At 70.8% G+C, this 22,628-nt stretch carries 19 protein-coding genes and 1 tRNA gene; 12 read left to right on the top strand and 8 right to left on the bottom strand.

Annotation, left to right across the window (positions count from 1 at the left end):
• Positions 1-481 precede the first annotated feature (481 nt).
• Both IE212_RS20380 and IE212_RS20375 read left to right on the top strand, forming a co-directional pair.
• The gene (locus tag IE212_RS20380; RefSeq protein WP_190199315.1) at positions 482-1,987 is read left to right on the top strand and encodes a PP2C family protein-serine/threonine phosphatase; all 1,506 of its coding nucleotides are present in this window, start codon (positions 482-484) and stop codon (positions 1,985-1,987) included.
• 74 nt (positions 1,988-2,061) lie between these two features.
• Positions 2,062-3,525 carry an aminopeptidase P family protein gene (locus IE212_RS20375; RefSeq protein ID WP_190199314.1) on the top strand — a complete coding sequence of 488 codons (1,464 nt, stop codon included), beginning with the start codon at positions 2,062-2,064 and terminating at the stop codon, positions 3,523-3,525.
• On the opposite strand, the gene IE212_RS20370 is transcribed toward IE212_RS20375, so the two are convergent.
• Positions 3,515-4,339 (bottom strand): triphosphoribosyl-dephospho-CoA synthase, encoded by an 825-nt coding sequence (locus IE212_RS20370; protein ID WP_190199313.1) that lies wholly within the window; start codon positions 4,337-4,339, stop codon positions 3,515-3,517. The two genes, IE212_RS20375 and IE212_RS20370, sit on opposite strands and share 11 nt — an antisense overlap.
• 137 nt (positions 4,340-4,476) lie before the next feature.
• On the opposite strand from IE212_RS20370, the gene IE212_RS20365 reads away from it, so the two are divergent.
• Positions 4,477-7,506, top strand: coding sequence for a glycine--tRNA ligase (locus IE212_RS20365; RefSeq protein WP_229864477.1), 3,030 nt, complete (start codon positions 4,477-4,479; stop codon positions 7,504-7,506).
• Positions 7,507-7,583: 77 nt separating this feature from the next.
• Here the strand turns inward: IE212_RS20365 and IE212_RS20360 are convergent, their stop codons facing one another.
• Positions 7,584-8,054: an ATP-binding protein gene (locus IE212_RS20360; protein WP_190199312.1), complete on the bottom strand. Its 471-nt coding sequence runs from the start codon at positions 8,052-8,054 to the stop codon at positions 7,584-7,586.
• A gap of 245 nt (positions 8,055-8,299) precedes the next feature.
• Between IE212_RS20360 and IE212_RS20355 the strand changes: the two genes are divergently transcribed.
• The 9 genes from IE212_RS20355 to IE212_RS20315 all read left to right on the top strand — a co-directional run bounded on the left by IE212_RS20355 (position 8,300) and on the right by IE212_RS20315 (position 18,171).
• The gene (locus IE212_RS20355; RefSeq protein WP_190199311.1) at positions 8,300-9,112 is read left to right on the top strand and encodes a hypothetical protein; all 813 of its coding nucleotides are present in this window, start codon (positions 8,300-8,302) and stop codon (positions 9,110-9,112) included.
• A 156-nt stretch (positions 9,113-9,268) separates the two neighbouring features.
• Complete coding sequence (locus IE212_RS20350; protein ID WP_190199310.1) at positions 9,269-10,015, top strand: YcnI family copper-binding membrane protein; 747 nt, start codon at positions 9,269-9,271, stop codon at positions 10,013-10,015.
• A gap of 94 nt (positions 10,016-10,109) precedes the next feature.
• Positions 10,110-10,763, top strand: coding sequence for an SCO family protein (locus tag IE212_RS20345; protein ID WP_190199309.1), 654 nt, complete (start codon positions 10,110-10,112; stop codon positions 10,761-10,763).
• Positions 10,760-11,248 carry a copper chaperone PCu(A)C gene (locus IE212_RS20340; protein ID WP_190199308.1) on the top strand — a complete coding sequence of 163 codons (489 nt, stop codon included), beginning with the start codon at positions 10,760-10,762 and terminating at the stop codon, positions 11,246-11,248. Before IE212_RS20345 ends, IE212_RS20340 begins: the two co-directional genes overlap by 4 nt.
• A 13-nt stretch (positions 11,249-11,261) precedes the next feature.
• Entirely contained in the window at positions 11,262-13,271 is a 2,010-nt protein-coding gene (locus IE212_RS20335; RefSeq protein WP_190199307.1) for a copper resistance CopC/CopD family protein, read from the top strand.
• A 7-nt stretch (positions 13,272-13,278) separates the two neighbouring features.
• Complete coding sequence (gene efeB, locus IE212_RS20330) at positions 13,279-14,568, top strand: iron uptake transporter deferrochelatase/peroxidase subunit (protein WP_190199306.1); 1,290 nt, start codon at positions 13,279-13,281, stop codon at positions 14,566-14,568.
• 60 nt (positions 14,569-14,628) lie between these two features.
• Positions 14,629-15,561 carry a prephenate dehydratase gene (pheA, locus tag IE212_RS20325; RefSeq protein ID WP_190199305.1) on the top strand — a complete coding sequence of 311 codons (933 nt, stop codon included), beginning with the start codon at positions 14,629-14,631 and terminating at the stop codon, positions 15,559-15,561.
• A gap of 517 nt (positions 15,562-16,078) precedes the next feature.
• Entirely contained in the window at positions 16,079-17,356 is a 1,278-nt protein-coding gene (serS, locus tag IE212_RS20320) for a serine--tRNA ligase (protein WP_190199304.1), read from the top strand.
• Entirely contained in the window at positions 17,353-18,171 is an 819-nt protein-coding gene (locus IE212_RS20315) for an HAD family hydrolase (RefSeq protein ID WP_190199303.1), read from the top strand. Before serS ends, IE212_RS20315 begins: the two co-directional genes overlap by 4 nt.
• Before the next feature lie 50 nt (positions 18,172-18,221).
• Here IE212_RS20315 and IE212_RS20310 read toward each other — a convergent pair.
• From IE212_RS20310 to IE212_RS20285, 6 genes are all read right to left on the bottom strand, one after another.
• Positions 18,222-18,324, bottom strand: a tRNA-OTHER gene (locus tag IE212_RS20310).
• Positions 18,325-18,591: 267 nt separating this feature from the next.
• Positions 18,592-18,840: an SGM_3592 family protein gene (locus tag IE212_RS20305; RefSeq protein ID WP_190199302.1), complete on the bottom strand. Its 249-nt coding sequence runs from the start codon at positions 18,838-18,840 to the stop codon at positions 18,592-18,594.
• A 106-nt stretch (positions 18,841-18,946) separates the two neighbouring features.
• Positions 18,947-19,666 (bottom strand): ABC transporter permease subunit, encoded by a 720-nt coding sequence (locus tag IE212_RS20300; RefSeq protein WP_030237582.1) that lies wholly within the window; start codon positions 19,664-19,666, stop codon positions 18,947-18,949.
• 9 nt (positions 19,667-19,675) lie between these two features.
• Positions 19,676-20,587 carry an ABC transporter ATP-binding protein gene (locus IE212_RS20295; protein ID WP_190199301.1) on the bottom strand — a complete coding sequence of 304 codons (912 nt, stop codon included), beginning with the start codon at positions 20,585-20,587 and terminating at the stop codon, positions 19,676-19,678.
• The gene (locus IE212_RS20290; protein ID WP_190199300.1) at positions 20,584-21,501 is read right to left on the bottom strand and encodes an ABC transporter permease; all 918 of its coding nucleotides are present in this window, start codon (positions 21,499-21,501) and stop codon (positions 20,584-20,586) included. The genes IE212_RS20295 and IE212_RS20290 overlap by 4 nt, the downstream gene beginning before the upstream one ends.
• On the bottom strand, positions 21,491-22,459 hold the full coding sequence (locus tag IE212_RS20285) for an ABC transporter ATP-binding protein (protein ID WP_190199432.1): 969 nt from the start codon (positions 22,457-22,459) through the stop codon (positions 21,491-21,493). Before IE212_RS20285 ends, IE212_RS20290 begins: the two co-directional genes overlap by 11 nt.
• Positions 22,460-22,628 lie beyond the last annotated feature (169 nt).

The raw sequence follows: 22,628 nt of genomic DNA, 5'->3' as shown, positions 1-22,628 counted from the left end.
ACGCCTGGCAACACCGTGGTCCACATCACATCATGTGTCGATCACTTCACTGTGCGTACCTGTTGGCGCATCACACCCCTGCCGGAAGCACGGGGAACCCCTATGGGTCGAGCTTTTGACTGCCTCCGCGGCTGTCCCGCCCGCACTGCGTCTATCAGAAGTACAGGCATGGCGTAGGGGTGGCGAAGTATGGCGTTTGCCGTCGCGCGTATTTCTCTCCGCCGCCGCCACGGGAGGATGGGGCACAGTCGTCGGTGGCTAAGACGCCCGGGTCCGTCACCAGGTTCCGGGTGGTTCCCAACCACCCCTGGCCTTCACCGAGTACGTACCCATCACGACCGTTGTGACGCTCCGTGGAGCAAGCCCAGTCGACCGCAATAAGCCGTCCACTGAGGCAGTTTTAAGCCAAGTTTACATTTCCGCAAGAGGGAGGGAAGTTGTCCGCTCAAGCCCTGCTGACACCAGGAATCCCGGCAGGACAATGCTGGACATCTCCTCACGAGTGCGTGTACATGTGGAGACACTGCTAGCGACGCAGAATGACATGGGGGTTTGCGATGCTTTTGAGCAGTACGCACCGGTCGGAAAGCCGGATGCCATGAACGCGCCGCACCCTCCGAAAGTGGCTGGAATCGATTCAACGGTTCCCTCACCCGCCCACACTGTCGCGCCCGTCCCGTCAAGCACCGCCCCGCCGAACCCCCCGGCGCCACCCGGCGCGGTGCTCCAGGACCGTCTCGCCGGCTGGGTCTCCGACCTCACCACGCTCCATGAGCTGACCGAACGCCTGGCACGCACGGCCGCGCTCGACGAGACGCTCCAGGAACTGCTGCGGGCCGGCGCCGCCTTGGTGGGCGCGCGCCGCGGCCTCGTCGTACTCGAGCCCGGTGACGGCCTCGGGCCGGACAGCACCACCGGTCTCGGCCTGGCCCGCGCCGATCTCGGCCACATCGAGACCGTGCCGCGCAGCGCCCTGTCCTACGGCCGGATCCTCGACGGCCTGCCCGGAGGCGAGGACGGCATCGCGGAGCCCGATCTCTTCGCCTCGGAGGGGCTCGATCCCCGCCACCGCGACGTCGCGGCCCGCCTCGGCTACGCCGCCAGCTACGCACTCCCCCTGACCACCGAGACCGCCGGGCACCTCGGCGTCGCCGTCTGGCTGTACGACGAGCCCGCCGAGCCGGGCGAGCGGCAGCGCCATCTCGTCGGTCTGTACGCCCGCTACGCCGCCGAACACCTCGCGCTCCTCCTCGAACTGGAGCGCACGCGCTCGTCGATGGCGACCATGTCGGCCGAACTGCTGCCCGCCCGGCTGCCGCGCGTGGCCGGAGTCCAGCTCGCCGCCCGGCACCGCACCGGCCCGCGCGGTGGCGGCGACTGGTACGACGCGCTGCCGCTGCCCGACGCCGCGCTCGGTCTCGCCGTCGGGTCCGTCACGGGATCGGGGCCCAGCGCTGTCGCCGCGATGGGACGGCTGCGGGCCTCCCTGCGCGCGTACGCCGTGATGGAGGGGGAGGACCCGGTCGCCGTCCTGTCGGATCTGGAACTGCTGCTGCGGCTGACCGAGCCGGCCCGTTCGGCCACCGCCCTGTTCGGCTACTGCGAACCGGCCGCCCGCAAGATCACGCTGGCCGGTGCCGGGCACTGCCCGCCGCTGCTCATCGGAGAGCGCCGCACCGAGTTCGCGGAGACGTCGGTCTCCGCGCCGCTGGGCATGCTCGCCTGCTGGGAGGCGCCGTGCCTGGAGGTCCTCGCCGACCCAGGAGAGACGGTTCTGCTCTACACCGACGGGCTGCTGCACCGCACGGGCGAGACCACCGACCGCGCCTTCGCCCGGCTGCACGCGGCGGCGGCCGGAGTGCCCAGGGCACTGCGGCGGGACCCCGGCGCGATCGCCGACCACGTCCTGCGGAACGTGCTGCCCGACGGGCTGGACGCCGCCGACGGTACGGAGGATGTCGTCCTGCTGGCAGTGCGGTTCGGCTGACGCTCCTCGTCAGCGCCCCTGGGCCCGTTCCGCGCCGCCGTAGAGTGGAGGGGTCCGGTGCCGAAGCGAGGAGGATGACCGTGGCGGAGGAGCTCTCGGAGACCGCTGAGACTGCTGAAGAGGAGCCCATCAAGCAGCGGAAGAACGGACTGTACCCCGGCGTGTCCGACGAGCTGGCAGAGAACATGAAGAGCGGCTGGGCCGACACCGAGCTGCGTGACCTCGAGCCCATCCCCCAGGCCGCCGAGACCGCCGCCCGCCGTGCCGCGCTGTCCGAGCGGTTCCCGGGCGAGCGGCTGGTGATCCCCGCGGGCAACCTGAAGACCCGCTCCAACGACACCGAGTACGCCTTCCGCGCCTCCGTCGAGTACGCCTACCTCACCGGCAACCAGACGGAGGACGGCGTCCTGGTCCTGGAGCCCAAGGGCGAGGGCCACGAGGCCACGATCTACCTCCTGCCCCGGTCCGACCGCGAGAACGGGGAGTTCTGGCTGGACGGCCAGGGCGAGCTGTGGGTCGGCCGGCGGCACTCCCTCACCGAGGCGGAGAAGCTGTACGGCATCCCCGCGTCCGACGTGCGCGAGCTGGCGGACACGCTGCGCGAGGCCACCGGCCCCGTGCGCGTCGTGCGCGGCTACGACGCGGGCATCGAGGCCGCGCTGACCGACAAGGTCACCGCCGAGCGGGACGAGGAGCTGCGGGTCTTCCTCTCCGAGGCGCGGCTGGTCAAGGACGAGTTCGAGGTCGGCGAGCTGCAGAAGGCGGTCGACTCGACGGTGCGCGGTTTCGAGGACGTCGTGAAGGTCCTCGACAAGGCCCAGGCGACCTCCGAGCGGTACATCGAGGGCACGTTCTTCCTCCGCGCCCGGGTCGAGGGCAACGACGTCGGCTACGGCACGATCGCCGCGGCCGGGCCGCACGCCTGCACACTGCACTGGGTGCGCAATGACGGCCCCGTGCGGTCGGGCGACCTGCTGCTGCTCGACGCCGGTGTGGAGACGCACACCTACTACACCGCCGACGTCACGCGCACGCTGCCGGTCAACGGGCGGTTCAGCGAGATCCAGAAGAAGATCTACGACGCGGTGTACGAGGCCCAGGAGGCCGGGATCGCGGCGGTGAAGCCGGGCGCGAAGTACCGGGACTTCCACGACGCCGCGCAGCGCGTGCTCGCCGAGAAGCTCGTCGAGTGGGGGCTGGCCGAGGGGCCCGTGGAGCGGGTGCTGGAGCTGGGGCTGCAGCGGCGGTGGACGCTGCACGGGACCGGGCACATGCTGGGCATGGACGTGCACGACTGCGCTGCCGCGCGCACCGAGACGTACGTCGACGGTGTGCTGGAGCCGGGCATGTGCCTGACCGTCGAGCCCGGGTTGTACTTCCAGGCCGATGACCTGACCGTGCCGGAGGAGTACCGGGGCATCGGGGTGCGGATCGAGGACGACATCCTCGTGACGGAGGACGGGAACCGGAATCTGAGTGCGGCGCTGCCGCGGCGTTCGGATGAGGTCGAGGCCTGGATGGCCGCCGTCAGGGGCTGAGTCGGTCCAGGAACAGTGCGCCTGCCAGGAGAGGGGCGCTGCCGCTCGGGGTCCAGGCACGGCTGGTGAGCTCGGTGTCCAGGGTGCTGAGGGCCTCGGTGCCCGGCGGCGTCGCCGTTCCGCCCGCCTCCAGGACACCGCGCGCCCCCGCCTGCACGTGACGGAGCCCCCTCGGGCCCGCCGTGTACAGCAGGTGCGTGTCCTGGAGTGTGCACATCACCGTGAGCAGCGCGTCCAGGCGGGCCAGGGGTTCCGGGGTGCCCTGGGACCGGGCCGTGGTGAGGGCGTTCAGGGCCCTGCGGACGTGGGGGAAGCCGGCCTTGGCCTCCCCTCGCGCGCCGGCCGCGCCGTAGCGGGCCGACACCGTCGAGCCTCGGGAGGCGCGGCGCGGGGCGCGGCGGTCCGGGTGGGCGGCGATGGCCTTGGCCAGGGCCGTCGTCCGGTTGGGTCCGGCACCCGGTTCGAGGGCCGCCGCGGCGACCAGCAGACCCAGGGTCCACAGGGCGCCCCGGTGGCCGCCGCCCGCGAGGCCGACCGTGTGTTCCGTCGAGCGGCCGATCGCTCCCAGTTCCGCCCGGAGCCCGGCGCTTGGCTCGCCCGTGCGGCGGGCCGCGGCGGCCATCGCCATGAGGCCGGGGTACAGGGCCCTGGCCGACCAGCGCAGGCTGCTGTGGTCCCGCCGGGTGGCCCGGGCGGTCAGATCGCGCGGGTCGGGCAGGCCCGGCTTGGGCGCCAGGTCCAGCTGGCCGACCAGCGCCTCGACGGCGGCCTGGGCCAGCGCCTCGTTCTCACGGTCCCGGTCGTTTCCCGTCATGAGCGGGGACCCTAGGGATTGTGCCCGTCAGAGGCATGGGACTGGGCTGAGAACCGGCTGTGAACCGACCGGCGCATTCGGCCGGCGTCAAAAAACCGCAGCTCAGCGGTTATTGGCGTATGAGATCATGGCCCACCTTGCCGGGCCGACTCGGGGAACAGGCGGCGATCACCATGAAGAACGTCCAGACGGTGCTGACCATGCAGGACGCCATCCTCACCCTGCAGAGGTACTGGAGCGACAACGGCTGCATGATCACGCAGCCGTTGAACACCGAGGTCGGAGCCGGTACGGCCAACCCGGCCACGGCACTGCGGGTGCTCGGTCCCGAGCCGTGGAGCGTGGCCTATGTGGAGCCGAGCGTGCGGCCGGACGACTCGCGCTATGGCGAGAACCCCAACCGGCTCCAGACCCACACCCAGTTCCAGGTCATCCTCAAGCCCGACCCGGGCAACCCGCAGGAGCTGTACCTGGGCAGTCTGCGGGCGCTCGGCGTCGACCTGAACGCACACGACGTGCGGTTCGTCGAGGACAACTGGGCCTCACCCGCGCTCGGCGCCTGGGGGCTGGGCTGGGAGGTCTGGCTGGACGGCATGGAGATCACCCAGTTCACCTACTTCCAGCAGGTCGGCGGTATGGCCCTGGACCCGGTGTCGGTGGAGATCACGTACGGCCTCGAACGCATCCTGATGAATCTTCAGGGCGTGTCCCACTTCAAGGACATCGTCTACGCGCCGGGCATCACGTACGGCGAGGTGTTCGGTCAGAACGAGTACGAGATGAGCCGGTACTACCTCGACGACGCCGATCTCGACACCAACCACGGGCTGTTCGAGGCGTACGCGGCCGAGGCCCGTCGTCTGCTCGACCTGGAGCTGCCGGTTCCGGCGTACACCTACGTGCTCAAGTGCAGCCACACCTTCAACGTGCTCGACGCGCGCGGCGCCATCAGCACCACCGAACGTGCCAAGGCGTTCTCGCTGATGCGGGGGCTGACGCATGAGTCGGCCAAGCTGTGGGAGCGGCGGCGGGCCGCGCTGGAGCATCCGCTGGGGGTGGCGGCCGCGCCGGCGCCGGCACAGCGGGCCGCGCTGCCGAAGGTGTCCGGTGTCGAGACACTGCTGTTCGAGATCGGTGTGGAGGAACTGCCGTACGCCGACGTCCCCGCCACCACCGAGGCGGTGCGCGAGTCCGTCACCGCCAAGCTGGCCGCGACGCGGCTGGGGCACGGCGCGATCACCGTGATGGCCACACCGCGCCGCATCGTGATCACCGTGGAGGGTGTGCAGCCGCGCGAGCGCGACACCATGCGGACCGTGCGCGGCCCCAAGGTGGCCGCCGCCTACAAGGACGGCGCCCCCACCCCCGCACTGCTGGGCTTCGCCCGCAGTCAGGGCGCCGACCCGGCGGACGTGCGGGTCGTCGAGGCCGGCGGTACCGAGTACGTGGCGGTCACCCGTCACGAGGAGGGGCGTCCGGCCGTCGAGGTGCTCAGCGACCTGCTCGCCGAGGTCGTGTCCGGGCTGCGTGCCGGCCGCAACATGCGGTGGAGCGACCCGGGTCTGTCGTTCTCGCGTCCCGTGCGGTGGCTGCTGGCGCTGCTCGGCCGTACTCCCCTGCCGGTGGTGGTCTCCTCGCTGGCCGCGAGCGACACGACGCGCGTGCACCGCCAGGCGCCCTATCCGGAGGTCCGTGTGACCTCCGCCGAGGGCTACCCGCACTTCCTGCACATGCACGGCATCCTGCTCGACCGGGACGCCCGGCGCGGCGCGGTGGTGCGCGGTGCCCTGGAGGCGGCGGCCGAGGTGGGCGGACGGATCGACGTGGAGGAACAGGCCGGCCTGATCGACGAGATCACCGACATCCTGGAGTTCCCCTACGCCGTGCGGGGGTCGTTCGACGAGCGGTACCTGGAGCTGCCCGCGAGCGTCCTGACCACCGTCATGCGCAAGCACCAGCGCTATCTGCCGGTGCTGGACGGCGAGCGGCTCATGCCGTACTTCGTCACCTTCGCCAACGCCCTGTGCGACGACGATGTGGTGCGGGCGGGCAACGAGGCCGTGCTGCGGGCCCGTTACGAGGACGCCGTGTTCTTCTGGCAGGCGGACCTCAAGGTGCCGCCGGCCGAGTTCCGGCGGCGGCTGGACAAGCTGACCTTCGAGGACCGGCTCGGTACGGTCGCCCAGCGCGCCGAGCGCATCGCCGTCCTCGCCGTCGACCTGGCCCGGCGGGCCGGGCTCGCCGAGGAGGCGGCGGACGTCGTGCGGCGCGCCGGTGCGCTGGCCAAGTTCGATCTGGCCTCGCAGATGGTGATCGAGTTCTCCGGTCTTGCCGGGGTGATGGCCGAGGAGTACGCCCTGCGGGCCGGTGAGTCCGCCGAGGTCGCCCGGGCCCTCGCCGAGATGGAGATGCCCCGCTCCGCCGGCGGCACCCTGCCGGCCGGGGACGCGGGTGCCGTGCTCTCGCTCGCCGACCGGTTCGACCTGGTGACCGGCATGTTCCTGATCGGTGCCGCACCGACAGGGAGTTCCGACCCGTACGGGGTGCGCCGGGCCGCGATCGGGCTGCTGAACGTATTGCGGAGCGTGCCCGCCGTGGCCGGTGTCCGGGTACGGGACGGGTTGCGTGCGGCAGCCGTACGGTACGCCGCACAGGGCGTCGAGGTGCCCGCCGAGCGAGTCGCCGAGGCCGCCGAGCTGATCACCCGGCGGTACGAGCAGCAGCTCACGGACGCCGGGCACGAGCACCGGCTGGTGCAGGCCGTGCTGGTGTGGGCCGACCGGCCCGCCCACGGCGACCGCACGCTGGCCACGCTGGAGCGGCACATCGGCACCGAGGCCTTCGAAGCACTCGCCGCCGCCTTCCAGCGGGTGGTGCGCATCCTTCCCGAGGGCGGCGTCGAGGGGGCGGACCCGTCCCTGCTGACCGCGCCCGCCGAACTGCGCCTCGCCGAGAGCGCGCAGGCCGTACGCCAGGCACTGCACGGCCGCGAGGACGACCTGGACGCGCTGATCCAGGAATCCGGCCCGCTGGTCGAGGCGATCAGCGTCTTCTTCGACGAGGTGCTGGTGATGGACCCCGAACCGGCGGTCCGCGCGGCCCGGCTGGCGCTGCTCACGGAGGTGGCGGGGCTGGCGCGTACGACGCTGGACTGGGGCGCGCTGTAACCCGGTCGAGCCGCAGCCGGGGAGCATGTTTCACGTGAAACGCCGGACTCGGGGGGCCGAGCGGGCATCGCAGGAGGTCAGACCGCCATCATCGGTGCGGCGCCCTCGCGCCACTTGAGGACCTTGTCGAAGCTCACCACGGCCCCGCCCCGTCCCGGCTTGTTGCCGATGTGGACGTGGTCGGCCAGCTCCTGGATGAGGCACAGTCCTCGGCCGTGCTCCGCGTCGGTGTGCGCGGGGCGGATCCTCGGGCGGGGCCGGTCGGCGCAAGCGCCGGGGAACCCCGGGCCCGCGTCGGCGACCTCGATGCGGCACTTCTCCCCGTCGAGGTAGGCCGTGACCCGGTACGCCTCCACACCCGGACCGCCGCGTGCCGTGTCGCCACCGTGCTCCACAGCGTTGGCACAGGCCTCACTGAGAGCCACGGACAGGTCGTAGGAAATGTCGGGGTCGACTCCCGCGGTCTCCATCGTGCCGAGCAGCAGGCGCCTGGCGAGCGGCACGCTCGCGGCCTCGCGCCGCAGATGGAGTGACCACCAGATGCTCATGCTCCAGCCTCCTGGCTGCGGCTCGACATACCGATACGTATTGCCCCGAGTCCCCGCATGTAAGCGTGAAGTTGACGTGACACCGCCCATACGGCGGATGCGGGCCGGTTCTGATCGGTGTATGCGGGGACCGTGGGCCCGGGCATCTGGGAGCGGGCCGGGCCAGACGGGGATGTTCCGGTCGTAGCGCATCTTGCGGACCTGCCGCACGGGGGCCGCGGGGCCAGTGCGATGATGAGCCCGCCATGACTGCCCCCCACGCGCCCACGACGCACCCCGGACACTCGGTCCGGATGTTCCGGGCCGCGGTGTTCGCCGCGGTCTGTGTCGTGCTGGCCGGGGCGGGTCACGCGGTCGCCTCCTGCGACGGCGTTCCGCTGTGGACGCTGGGCGCCGGGTTCCTCGGCGTGATCGCGGTCGCGGCACCGCTCGCCGGGCGGGTGCGCTCACTGCCGGGGATCGCGATACTGCTCGCGGCCGGGCAGACGGTGCTGCACACGCTGTTCGGACTCGGTCAGCACAGTACGGCCGCAGCCACGCCCTCGATGCCGACGGGCGCGAGTGACGCCGCGCTGGTCCAGCAGGCCGCGCGGCTGGTGTGCGGCACCACGGCGGCGACGATCAGCCCGGCACAGGCCCAGAAGATCCTGAGCGACGCCCGGCTCCAGCCGGCCACGGAGGCGCACACGCACCTGGCGGACGCCGGGGCGCCGCCCTCACTGTGGCCCTCCCTGCCGATGCTTCTCGGCCACGTCCTCGCGGCGATCGCCGCCGGCTGGCTGCTGCGCAACGGCGACCTGGCCCTGCTGCGGCTCACCGAACTGTCGGCACAGGGCGTCGCCGAAGGGGCGCTCGTGCGCTCCCTGCGGGCCGCCCTCGCGCTGGTTCGCGCCCTGCGCGCCGGGCTTCCGGCCGTGCCCGAGGCACCCCCGCGCCCCGCGCACACCGTGCACCGCGCGTCCGGTATGGCGGGCATGACCGCACTCCAGCACACGGTGATCCGGCGCGGCCCGCCGACCACCACGGCTGCCGTATCCGCATTCGCCCTCGCCGCCTGACACGACGCGAGCACCACTCCGTATCTCTTCGTATCTCTTCGAGTCCTCTCGGACGGATCGCAGGAGGGGCCGCCGTCGTGCGGCACGCGCGTGTGCGCGGATGCCTCTTCTGTCTCATCCATCGGAAAACCGACTCACAGCGGAGTGCCCCTTTCCATGAAGGCTTCCCGTATCGCCGCGGCCGGTGCCGCCGCCGGCTTCACCGTGCTCGCCCTGTCCGCCCCCGCCTTCGCGCACGTCACCGTGCAGCCCGAGGGCACGGCCGCCAAGGGCGGCTACGCGGTCGTCGACTTCAAGGTCCCCAACGAGCGCGACGACGCCTCGACCACCAAGCTCGAGATCACCTTCCCCACGGACCACCCGCTGGCCTCCGTCATGCCGGAGCCGGTTCCGGGCTGGAAGACCAAGGTCACCAAGTCCAAGCTGGACAAGCCGCTGGAGATGCACGGCGAGAAGATCTCCGAAGCCGTCACCAAGGTCACCTGGACCGCCGACGGCGACGGCATCAAGGCCGGCTTCTTCCAGAAGTTCCCGGTCTCCATCGGCCCCCTGCCCGAGGACACCGACCAGCTGGCCTTCAAGGCCCTTCAGACGTACTCCGACAAGGAGGTCGTCCGCTGGATCGAGGTGCCGCAGAAGGGTCAGGACGAGCCCGACAACCCGGCCCCCGTGCTGGAGCTTTCCGCCGCCTCCGAGGACGGGCACCACGGCTCCTCGGGTGACGACGCCTCCGACGCCAAGTCGGCCGAGAACGCCTCCGCCGAGACCGCCGCGGACTCCGGCTCCTCCGACGGCGGCGGCACCGACACCACCGCCCGCGTCCTGGGCGTCGTCGGCATCGTGGTGGGCGCCGCCGGTGTCGCCTACGGCGTGCTCGCCGGACGCCGGCGTACCGACGCCTGAGGCTGACTCCGTTGCACGGCGCGCGCCGGGACCCCGCCTGCGGGGCGGGGCACCCCGGTGCGCGCCGGGCCACCGACATCTGGGACATTTCTCTATGCGCACCAAGACCTTCGCCGCGGCCGCTCTGCTCGCCGCCGCCTCCCTGACCCTGACCGCCTGCGGCAGCGGCGGCGACAGCGACAAGCCCGTCACCGTGGTGTCCGAGCAGGCCGGCAGCGACAAGGCCGCCACCGTCCTCGACCAGCCCTTCGAGAAGCCGGACCTGGTCCTCACCGACACCCACGGCAAGAAGTACGACCTCCGCGAGGAGACCAAGGGCAAGCCGACCCTCATCTACTTCGGCTACACCCACTGCCCCGACGTGTGCCCGTCGACCATGAGCAACATCGCCGTGGCCGCGAAGCAGTTGCCCAAGGCCGAACAGGACAAGCTGCGCGTCGTGCTGGTCACCACCGACCCGGACCGGGACACCCCCGCCGAGCTCGGCAAGTGGCTCAAGGGCATCGACCCCCGGTTCGTCGGCCTCACCGGGGACTTCGCGACCATCCAGGCCGGCGCCCGCACCCTCGGCATCGCCTTCGACCCGCCGCGCAAGGACAAGAACGGCAAGATCGTCTCCGAGCACGGTACGCAGGTCATCGCCTTCTCGCCGAAGACCGACGGCGGTTATGTGCTCTTCGACGAGGAGGCCGGCGTCGACGACTACACCAAGGACCTTCCCAAGATCCTCAAGGGGGAAAAGCCGTGAGGCGGCGGCTCGGTCCGGCGGCCCTCGTCATAGCCGGAGGGCTCGCCCTCGCGAGCTGCGGCGGCTCGGGCTCCGGCTCCGCTTCCAGCGGCTCCGGTGCGGGAAGCGGTGAGACGGAACTCTCCGTCAGCTCCGCGTACATGCCGCAGCCGGTCTCCGACGAGATGGCCGCCGGCTTCTTCACCATCACCAACAAGGGCGGTGCCGCCGACGAGCTCACCTCGGTCACCAGCGACATCGCCGGACAGATCACCGTGCACGAGACCGCCGGCCAGGCCATGCAGGAGGTCAAGAGCCTGAAGGTCCCCGCGCACGGCGAGCTGGTGCTCAGCAGCGGCGGCAACCACCTGATGTTCGAGCGGCTCAAGCGCAAGCCGAAGGAAGGCCAGACGGTCTCCGTCGAGCTGCGCTTCGCCCACTCCGGCCCGGTGAAGATCGAGATGCCGGTGAAGTCGGCGACCTACACCCCGAAGACCGGACACTGAGGGAGGTTCCACTGTGACGCAGACCATCGCCCCCCGCGTCCGGACCATGGTGCTGCTGCTCCTGGCCGCGGCCTGCGCGCTCCTCGCCGGAGCCGGCCCGGCCTCCGCACACGCCGCGGTGACCGGCAGCGACCCCGGACAGGGGGCGGTGGTCCAGGAGGCCCCGGCCCGGATCTCGCTCACCTTCTCCGAGCAGGTCGCCCTGTCCGACGACTCACTGCGCGTCCTGGACCCCCAGGGCAAGCGCGTCGACACCGGCGAACCGTCCGGCGTCGGCGGCACGACGTACGCCGTGCGGCTCCACTCGGGCCTGCCCGACGGCACGTACACGGTGGCCTATCAGGTCGTGTCGGCCGACAGCCACCCCGTCACCGGCGCCTACACCTTCTCCATCGGCGCCCCCTCCAAGACGTCCGTGACGGTCTCCGGGCAGACGACCGACGACGGCGTCGTCGGCTGGCTGTACGGCTTCGGGCGCTACGTCTCCTACGCCGGGTTCATCGTGATGGCCGGCGGCGCCGCCTTCGTGCTCGCCTGCTGGCCTCGCGGTTCCGGGGTCCGGCCGGTACAGCGGTTCGTCGTCTCCGGGTGGCTCGCGCTCACCGCCTCGACCCTCGCCCTGCTGCTGCTGCGCGGCTCCTTCACCCGCTCCGGGAAGGTCGCCGACGTCTTCGACCTGTCCCTGCTCGGACAGGTGCTCCAGACCAAGACCGGCGCGGCTCTGGTCTCCCGGCTGCTGCTGCTCGCCGCGGCGGCACTGTTCATCGCGGTGCTGTTCGGCACCTACGACAAGCGGGAGGACGCCGAGGAGAAGCGGGACCTCACCTTCGGGCTGGCGATCGGGGGCGTCGTCGTGGCCGCCGGGCTCGCCGCGAGCTGGGCCATGTCCGAGCACGCCTCCGTCGGGCTCCAAGCCGGCATCGCCATGCCCGTCGACATCGTCCATCTGCTGGCCGTCGCCGCATGGCTCGGCGGGCTGGGCGCGCTCCTGACCGCTCTGTACCGGGCCCCCGTGGACACGCCCGTCGACGCACCGGCCGTACACCGCTTCTCCGCCGTCGCCTTCGGCAGCGTCCTCGCCCTGGTCGCGACCGGCACGTACCAGTCCTGGCGCCAGCTCGGCTCCTGGTCGGCCTTCACGGACACGCGGTACGGGCAACTGCTCCTCGCCAAGATCGCGCTTGTGGCCGTACTGGTCGGCGTCGCGTGGATCTCGCGGCGGTGGACGGGGCGGCTCGCGGAGACGGTGCCGGCATCGGTGGAGCGGGAGAAGACGCGGGTCGGTGCGGTCGGTGCCGGTGCCGGCGCCCCTGACCCCAGCGGCCGAGGTCCCCGCGTTTCCGACGGCGACGGAACCGGCACGGACGCCGCCACCGAATCGGATGAGCCGTCGGCCGCCCACTCCGATGAGCCGTCGGATCCCGACCCCGCCGACGCCGAACGCGCCGCCCAACTCGCCCGGCAGCGCGCCGCCCGGGACGCCGCCCGCCAGAAGCGGCTGCGGGACGCCGATCCGAACCGCTTCGGACTGCGCCGCTCGGTGCTCGCCGAGGCCGGCATCGCGGTCGTCCTGCTCGCCGTCACCACCGTGCTGACACAGACCGAGCCGGGACGCACCGAGCAGGAGGCCAAGGCGGCCGCCTCGAAGTCCGCGGCCGCCTCCGCCGACCCGGGCGCGTCCGGGGCGCTGACCCTGAACATGCCGTTCGACACCGGCGGCGAGAACGGCAAGGGCGTCGTCACGATCGACCTCGACCCCGCGCGGGTGGGCACCAACGAGATGCACGTCTACGTGGAGCGGCCGGACGGCCGGGCCTTCGACATCCCCGAGGTGAAGGTCGACTTCACCCTGAAAGCCAAGGACATCGGGCCCCTGCCCGTCGTCCCCGACCGCATCGCTACCGGACACTGGTCGGCGAACGGAGTGCAGATCCCCATGGCCGGCGACTGGCAGGTCGACGTGACCGTGCGGACCTCCGACATCGACGAGGTGACCGTCACCAAGAACGCGCAGATCGGCTGAACCACCCATGGCTGACCAGTCCATTCCGGAATCCTCCGCCACCGGCTCCGTCCCGGCGCAGAACGCAGCGGCCCCGGCCGACAAGGGCATCTCCCGGCGGCGGCTGCTCGGCACCGCCGGCGCCACCGGGGTCGTCCTAGGCACGGCGGGCGCGGCCCTCGGATACACCACCGCGCCCTCCGAGGCCGCCGCTCCCCTCACCTCGCTCGGCACCGGGCGGGCGATGTTTCACGGGAAACATCAGCCCGGCATCACCGACGGCCTCCAGGCCCGCGGCCACCTCATCGCCTTCGACCTGGCCGCGGGCACCGGCCGCACGGAAGCCGCAGCCCTGCTGCGCCGCTGGTCGCAGACGGCCCGGCGGCTGATGGCGGGCGAGCCGAGCCCCCACGACGACACCGACGTGGCCCGGGACGCCGGACCCTCGTCACTGACCATCACCTTCGGCTTCGGCCACAGCTTCTTCAGCAGGACAGGTCTGGAGAAGCAGCGCCCGGCCGCCCTGGACCCGCTGCCCGAGTTCTCCTCCGACCAGCTCGACAAGAACCGCAGCAACGGTGACCTGTGGGTGCAGATAGGCGCCAACGACGCCCTCGTCGCCTTCCACGCCCTGCGCGCCATCCAGAAGGACGCCGGATCCGCCGCCCGGGTCCGCTGGCAGATGAACGGCTTCAACCGCTCACCAGGGGCGACCTCCCATCCCATGACGGCCCGCAACCTGATGGGCCAGATCGACGGAACCCGCAATCCGAAGCCGAGCGAAGCCGACTTCGACCAGCGGATCTTCGTGCCGGAGAAGGGCGAACCGGCCTGGATGGCGAACGGCTCCTACGCCGTCGTACGCCGGATCCGCATGCTCCTCGACGACTGGGAGAAACTCTCCGTCAAGGCGCAGGAGGACGTGATCGGACGCCGCAAGTCGGACGGGGCGGCGCTGTCCGGGGGCACCGAGACCACCGCGATGGACCTGGAGAAGACGGACGCCGAGGGCAACCTGCTCGTCCCGATCAATGCCCACGCCCGGATCACCCGGCCCGACCAGAACGGCGGCGCGGCGATGCTCCGCCGGCCGTTCTCCTTCCACGACGGCATCGACGCGGACGGTGCGCCCGACGCGGGCCTGCTCTTCATCTGCTGGCAGGCCGATCCGCTGCGCGGCTTCGTCCCGGTGCAGCGCAAACTCGACCGGGGTGACGCCCTGTCGAAGTTCATCCGGCACGAGTCGAGCGGGCTGTTCGCGGTACCGGGCGGGGCGGCGCAGGGTGAGTATGTGGGGCAGAAGTTGCTGGAGGGGTGAATGTTCAGCCATGTGAGCTTGTGGGGGATGCCCTTTCCCCGAGCCCATTAGGGTGAGGTCATGCCAGCGAGCTATGCGTATCTCGGCCCCGAGGGCACCTTCACCGAAGTCGCCCTGCGCACTCTTCCCGAGGCCGCCACCCGGGAACTCGTCCCGTACGTCTCCGTCCAGTCCGCGCTCGACGCGGTACGAGTCGGCGAGGCCGAGGCCGCGTTCGTGCCGATCGAGAACTCCGTCGAGGGCGGCATCACCACCACCCTCGACGAGCTGGTCGCCGGCGCACCGCTGATGATCTACCGCGAGGTGCTGCTGTCGATCACCTTCGCACTGCTGGTCCGCCCGGGCACCGGACTGTCGGACATCAAGACGGTTTCCGCCCACCCGGCCGCCCAGCCGCAGGTGCGCAACTGGCTGAAGAAGCACCTCCCCGACGCGCACTGGGAGTCGGCCGCCTCGAACGCGGACGCCGCCCGGCTGGTCCAGGAGGGCCAGTACGACGCCGCCTTCGCCGGCGAGTTCGCCGCCGCCCGCTACGGCCTCGAGGCCCTGGAGACCGGGATCCACGACGCGGAGAACGCCCAGACACGGTTCGTGCTGGTCGGCCGGCCCGCCCGGCCCGCAGCGCCGACCGGCGCGGACAAGACCTCGATCGTGCTGTGGCAGCGCGACGACCACCCCGGCGGCCTTCGCGACCTGCTGGGCGAGTTCGCCACCCGCGGTATCAACCTGATGCTGCTCCAGTCCCGGCCCACCGGCGCGGGCATCGGCAACTACTGCTTCTGCATCGACGCCGAGGGCCACATCTCCGATCGCCGAGTGGCCGAGGCTCTGATGGGCCTCAAGCGGATCTGCCTCCAGGTGCGGTACCTCGGCTCCTATCCGCGGGCGGACATGCGGCCGGGGGACGTCCGGCCGCCGCGGCCGGGTACGTCGGACGAGGAGTTCGTGGCGGCGGCGGACTGGGTGGCGCGGTGTCAGGACGGACGGTTCTGAGCGGTCGTACCTGGTGATTTTCGTTATCCACAGTAGTTATCCACAGGCCAGCTTCTCGACCTGGGGACAAGTCGACAACAGACCGCGATTCAGTCGACAAATCGCCCTACGTGGCCCGGATGGGTCCATCGGCGCGTAGGTCGCCCTTCGTCCACCCTTTTCCCTTGCGTAACTCTTCGGGGGGACCCAATTCCACTCGAAAGTGAGGATGGAACGGGTTTGTACTGGGAATTCCAAGGGGTGATCCGGCCTTCCGGAGTGATCAATTCCAGAGTCCACAGATCTTCCACACAGCCTGTGGATAACTCTTCCGAGGGTGTGGATCCCTGTGGACAACCGGATCCCAAGTCCCGCTCGCCACAAGGAAGTCGAGTCAATGCCGCGCCTTGGGAATGCCTCATTTCGGGGAGAGGGGCACCACTATTGACACCATGCGCAATTACCCCATAACGGTACGTAACGCCGGACCGGAATAGCGAGTCGTGGGCGGTCGCCCCACACCGGTAGCCTTGACCGCGTGATTGACCTTCGCCTGCTCCGTGAGGACCCCGACCGTGTGCGCGCGTCTCAGCGCGCCCGTGGAGAGGACGTCGCGCTCGTCGACTCCCTCCTGTCTGCCGACGAGCGGCGCAGGTCGTCCGGCGTCCGCTTCGACGAGCTGCGCGCCGAGCAGAAGGCGCTCGGCAAGCTGATCCCCAAGGCGACCGGGGACGAGAAGGCCGAGCTGCTCAAGAAGGCGAGCCAGCTCGCCGCCGACGTCAAGGCCGCCGACGCGGAACGCGACGCGGCAGCCGCCGAGACCCAGGAGCTGCTCCAGAAGCTCGGCAACCTCGTCCACCCGGACGTGCCGGTGGGCGGCGAGGAGGACTTCGTCACGCTGGAGACGCACGGCACGATCCGCGATTTCGCCGGTGAGGGCTTCGAGCCCAAGGACCACCTGGAGCTCGGCCAGCTCCTCGGCGCGATCGATGTCGAGCGCGGCGCCAAGGTGTCCGGCTCGCGCTTCTACTTCCTGACGGGTGTGGGCGCCCTGCTGGAGCTCGCCCTGGTCAACGCGGCGATGGCCCAGGCCACCGCGGCCGGCTTCACGCCGATGCTGACCCCGGCCCTGGTCCGCCCCCAGTCCATGGCGGGCACGGGCTTCCTCGGCCAGGCCGCCCAGGACGTCTACCACCTCGAGAACGACGACCTGTACCTGGTCGGCACCTCCGAGGTCGCGCTCGCGGCGTACCACATGGACGAGATCCTCGACGCGGACCGTCTCCCGCTGCGCTACGCGGGCTTCTCGCCCTGCTTCCGCCGCGAGGCCGGTTCGCACGGCAAGGACACCCGGGGCATCTTCCGCGTGCACCAGTTCGACAAGGTCGAGATGTTCTCCTACGTCGCCCCGGAGGACTCGCAGGCCGAGCACCAGCGGCTGCTGGAGTGGGAGAAGCAGTGGCTGACCTCGCTGGAGCTGCCGTTCCGGGTCATCGACGTGGCCTCCGCCGACCTCGGGTCCTCGGCCGCGCGCAAGTTCGACTGCGAGGCCTGGATCCCGACCCAGGGCAAGTACCGCGAGCTGACCTCGACCTCGGACTGCACCGAGTTCCAGTCCCGCCGTCTGTCGATCCGTGTCCGTGACGGCAAGCAGGTCCGCCCGCTGGCCACGCTCAACGGCACGCTGTGCGCCGTACCGCGCACGATCGTCGCGATCCTGGAGAACCACCAGCAGGCCGACGGCTCGGTGCGCGTTCCCGAGGTACTGCGTCCGTACCTGGGCGGCCGGGAGGTCCTGGAGCCGGTGGCCAAGTGAGCGACACTGCTCCCTCGGGCGGCTTCCCGTACAAGCTGATCGCGACCGACCTCGACGGGACGCTGCTGCGGACCGACGACTCCGTGTCGGCACGCACCCGTGACGCGCTCGCCGCGGCCACCGCGGCGGGCGCCGCACACATCGTCGTCACCGGCCGGTCGGTCCCCTGGACCAGGCACATCCTCGACGAGCTCGGCTACCAGGGCCTGGCCGTCTGCGGCCAGGGCGCGCAGGTGTACGACGCGGGCGCCCACCGCCTGCTGACGTCGGTGACGCTGGACCGGCAGCTGGCCGGGGTGGCGCTGGCGAAGATCGAGGCGGAGGTCGGTCCGCTGCACCTGGCGGCGAGCCGTGACGGCCTGGACGGCGAGGTGCTGGTGGGGCCCGGTTACGCGGTCCACGGAGCCCTCCCCGCGACCCCGTTCACGGACGCCTCCGATCTGTGGAGCGCACCGCTGAACAAGCTCTACATCCAGCACCCGACGCTGTCGGACGACGAGTTGTGCGAGGTGGCCACACGGACCGCCGGCGGTTTCGTCACCGTCGTCATGGCGGGCGAGGGCATCGTCGAACTCCTCCCCCTGGGCCTGTCCAAGGCGACGGGTCTGTCCCTGGCGGCCCGTCGGCTCAAGATGAAGGCGGCGGACACGATCGCCTTCGGCGACATGCCCAACGACATCCCGATGTTCGCCTGGTCCTCCTACGGTGTCGCCATGGCCGGCGCCCACGAGGAGCTGAAGGCGGTGGCCGACGAGGTGACGTCCTCGAACGAGGAGGACGGGATCGCGGTGGTGCTGGAGCGGTTGCTGGGCTGAGCCTTGGGTCGTACGGGGCCTTGCGCGGTCTTGCGCGGTCTTGCGCGGGGCGGAGGATGCACGGATCGAACGTGCGCGGGCTTGTCGGCCCGACCACGGCTGCATTGATCGAACACAGTGCAGACCGGTGCCTTACCACTCGGCCAATCCTCCGGGTGGGCGGCCCACGCGAGGTGCGATTCGCGTGCTCGAAGCGGCCGCCCCGGGCAGCTCCGCGTGTGGGGCGGGCTCTACGGAGGGGTAGCGACTACTCCGGAACCCGCCGCGGGCTGCCCTGAAGGGAGCTGGACGTACTGCCGTGCATGGACATCGTCCTGCTCCTCTCCCAGAACATGGCGCCGGACTCATCGCCCGGCAGGACGAGAACCATGCTGCCTGCCGGGCGATCTGGACGCCACCGATTAAATCGGCAGCCGTCGGCTACCGCCTGCGCCACCTGCGTCGGCGGGCCTTGCTGAAGAACCAGCCCGCGGGCGGCTCGTCGGAGCGCCAGGGCTGCGGCTCCGGCTCCTCACGGCGCCAGCGCGCGGCGAGCATCCGGGCGCGGGCGGACGGCTCGGAGGTGCCGGCGGAACGTATGAAGTCCTCGTCCAGGACGAGGTCGTCCCAGTCGTCATCGCCGGATCCGCTGTCGGACCGCCCGTCGTACTGAGCCCTCTCGCCCGCCATCCCCGTCCCCTCCCGGTCGGCCGCCCCACTCCCGTGCTGTGCCCTTACGTGCGGTTTGCCCAGTGTGCCCTGGCGGAGGTGAAGCCACCGTCAAGGCCGGGGCTCGTCACTCCTCGCCGGCCAGCGTCAGCGAGCGCAGCTTCTGACCGGCGTACCAGGTGGCCAGCACGGTGACGGCCACCAGCAGCACCGTCGCCGTGGTCAGCCCCACGTCAGAGGTCACCAGGTCACCGCCGGAGACCTTCTGGGCCACGGCCAGCGACCACTGCTGGACGCTCAGCGTGCGGGCGCCCGGCACCAGGGAGCCGAACAGGGCCTCCCAGACCAGGGCATAGACGAGCCCGAACACCACCGCGTGCCGGGAGACCGTGCCGAGCAGCAGGAACAGTGCGGCGTAGGCGATGGAGGCGACCAGCGCGGCCACCGTGTAGGCGACGGCGATCTGCTGCCCGTTGCCGTTCAGGATGAACCCGGCGATGAGCGTCGGCACCGCGGAGAACACCATGGTCACCGCTATGGCCACGATCAGCTTGGTGAAGATGATCGTCGGCCGTTTGATCGGCTTGGACAGCAGGTACACCACCGAGCCGTCGTCTATCTCCGGGCCGATCGCGCCGGTGCCCGCGATGACGCCGATGATCGGCACCATCGTGGCGAGGGCGAGTCCTCCCAGCAGGTCCGACGCGGTCTGGTCGTCCGCCCCGGCGAGGCCCCGCACCGCCACGGCGATCACGATCAGCAGCAGCGGCAGGGCACCGAGGATGAGGGCCCGGCGACGGCCGAGCAGGGCCCGGTAGGTGAGCCGGGCGACTGTGGGGTCGTACATCATGGCCTCCTACGCCGCGACCAGATACGAGAAGACGGACTCGAGGGACTCGTCGGACGGCGAGACCGTGAGCAGGCGGATGCCGTTGTCCCTGGCCACCCGCGGCAGCAGGGCCGTGAAGCGGCCGAAGTCGACGGCCTGGACGCGCAGCGCGCCCTCGGCGAGGTCGACCTCGATGCCGGACGTCGACGGGTCGGCGATCAGCGCCGCCGCCAGGGCGCGGTCGTCGCTGGAACGCACCAGGTAGCGGTGTGGCCGGTCCGTCATCAGGCGGCGGATCTTGCGGAAGTCGCCGCTGGCGGCATGCCGTCCGGCGACGACGACCTCGATGTGCCAGGCGAGTTGCTCGACCTCTTCGAGAATGTGGGACGAGAACAGCACCGTGCGGCCCTCGTCGCCCATGCGCCGCAGCAGGTCCATCAGCTGCATGCGCTGACGGGGGTCCATGCCGTTGAACGGTTCGTCCAGCAGCAGCAGTGAGGGGTCGTGCACGAGGGCGCTCGCCATCTTCACGCGCTGGCGCATGCCTTTGGAGTACGTCTGGATCTTGCGGTCCTGCGCGTACTCCATCTCGACCGTGGCGAGTGCCTTCTGGGCCGCCCTGGCGCCCAGGCCGTGCAACTCGGCGTTGGCCAGGACGAACTCCTTGCCGGTGAGGAAGTCGTACATCGCCTCCCGCTCGGGGACGACGCCGATGTGCTTGTAGATCTGCTCGTTGCGCCACACCGGCTGGCCGTCGAGGGTGACCGTGCCGGTGGAGGGGGCCAGGAAGCCGCCCATCATGTTGATGAGGGTGGACTTGCCGGCGCCGTTGGGACCGAGCAGGCCGGTGACGCCGGGGCCGATGGTCATGGTGATGTCGTTGACGGCGACCACGTTGCCGAACCAGCGGGAGACGTGGTCGATGGAGAGCGTGGTCACAGGCCCACCTTCTTGTAGCGGCGCATCAGCAGGCCGTAGCTCGCGGCGATCAGACCGAGTGCGACGAGGACGTAGACGACGCCTTCGGCATTGCCCGGGCCCACCCCGCCGGGGAAGGCGGAGGTCGCGCCGAGGAACGCGGACTGCACACCGTCGATGATGGTGATCGGCGAGAAGAGCCCGATCCACGGCACGGCGTCACTGCTGCCCTGCGCGTCGGCGATGGCCTGGAGGGTCGAGACGGCGCCGTAGCTGATGGTCAGTACGGCGATCACGGCCGCGATGCCGAAGCCGCGGCGCGGCGTGAAGGACGCGATGACCAGGCCGATGCCGGCGAACAGCAGTGAGAGCAGTGCCACGGAGACGAGTCCCTGTGCGAATCCCTTGGTCTGGTCGGCGAAGTCGAGCTTGGCCAGCAGCGCGCCCACGTAGAGCACGAGCAGCGGCGCCGCGGTGAGGATGAACAACGCCGAGGCCAGTGCCGCGAACTTGGCGCGGACGTAGTCGGCGGTCTCGATGGGCCGCGAGAAGTACAGCGGTACGGTCTTGAAGCGCAGGTCGCGCGAGACGGACTGGGGTGCCTGCGAGGCGACGTACAGGCTGATGACCGCCTGCATGACGATCGCGTTGCGCGTGTAGTCCAGGGGCAGGGCGTTCGCCTTGGTGGCGACCGCGACGGCGACGATGATCGCCGCGGGCACGCACATCACCACGAACAGCAGCATCGGCAGGACCTTGGACTTGACCGAGCGGCCGAGGCCGTAGGAACCCCGCAGGGACTGCGAGTACAGGGACCGGCGGGCGTAGGCGCGGCCCAGGCGGGGGCCGTCGTAGCCGCGGTAGCCGATGTTGTGGATGCGGGTCTGGTCGCCCGGGGCCGGGGCCGCTGCCCCCGTGGAGTGCTCAACCGCCATGGCCGACCGCCTCCTTCCGCTGCTCGTGCTGGTCGCCGGCCGTGAAGACCTCGGAGATGTGGTGCCGGCGCTGCTCCATGCGCACCAGGCCGAGTCCGAGGTCGGCGATCACGTCCCGGATCAGGTCGTAGGTCTCCTCACCCTGTGCGGTCAGGAGCAGGATGCGGCCGGCGCCGGGCAGGCCGCTGCCGTCCTCGACACTCACCCCTCGCGCGTGCAGCGCCTCGCGCACCGCGCGGGTGCCGTCCGGGTGCTCGTCGGTGTCGGTGACCTCGATGGCGAGGGTCGTGGTGGTCTGTGTGAAGTCCGTCGTGGAGCTGGAGCGCAGGAGCTTGCCGCCGTCGATGACGACGACGTGGTCGCAGGTGCGCTCGAGCTCGCCCAGCAGGTGGGAGGTGACCAGGACCGATATGCCGAAGTCGGTGTGGATGCGGCGGATCAGGCCGAGCATCTCGTCCCGGCCGACCGGGTCGAGGCCGTTGGTCGGCTCGTCGAGGAAGACCAGCTGCGGGTCGTGGACGAGGGCCTGCGCGAGTTTCACGCGCTGCTTCATGCCGGTGGAGTAGCCGCCTATGGGGCGGTAGCGCTCCTCGTACAGGCCGACGTGGCGCAGGGTGTCGGCGGTGCGCTCGCGGGCGGCGGTGGGCGGCAGGCCCGACATGCGTGCCATGTGGACGACGAACTCGGTGGCGGAGACGTCCGGCGGCAGGCAGTCGTGCTCGGGCATGTAGCCGACCCGCTCGCGGATGTCGGCGCCCTTGGTGGCGACGTCGAGGCCGAGCACTTCGGCGCGGCCCTCGGTGGCGGGGGACAGACCCAGCAGGATCTTGATCAGTGTGGACTTGCCGGCTCCGTTGGCTCCGACGAGTCCGGTCACACCGGGCCCGACGTCCACGGAGAGCCGGTCAAGCGCGGTCACCCTGGGGAACCGCTTGCTCAGGCTTTCGGTCGCGATCACAGTCACGCTTCGACGGTAGGGGCCGTGAGCGTGGCGGTCGTCACTCCGCAGAGCTGTCTTCGTATCAACCTGAGGTAGTACGGGCCCTTAGGGGAGCTGGTTCTCGGGAGTTACCACGGCCGTGGCGACCCCGGGCAGCGCCCTGTTGACGGCTTCTCTAACAACTGTC

Origin of the sequence: Streptomyces djakartensis, from assembly GCF_014651075.1 — a bacterium.
GTDB lineage: Bacteria > Actinomycetota > Actinomycetes > Streptomycetales > Streptomycetaceae > Streptomyces > Streptomyces djakartensis.
The sequence above is the reverse complement of the archived record's forward strand: the minus strand, read 5'-3'. Positions and strand labels throughout refer to the sequence as shown.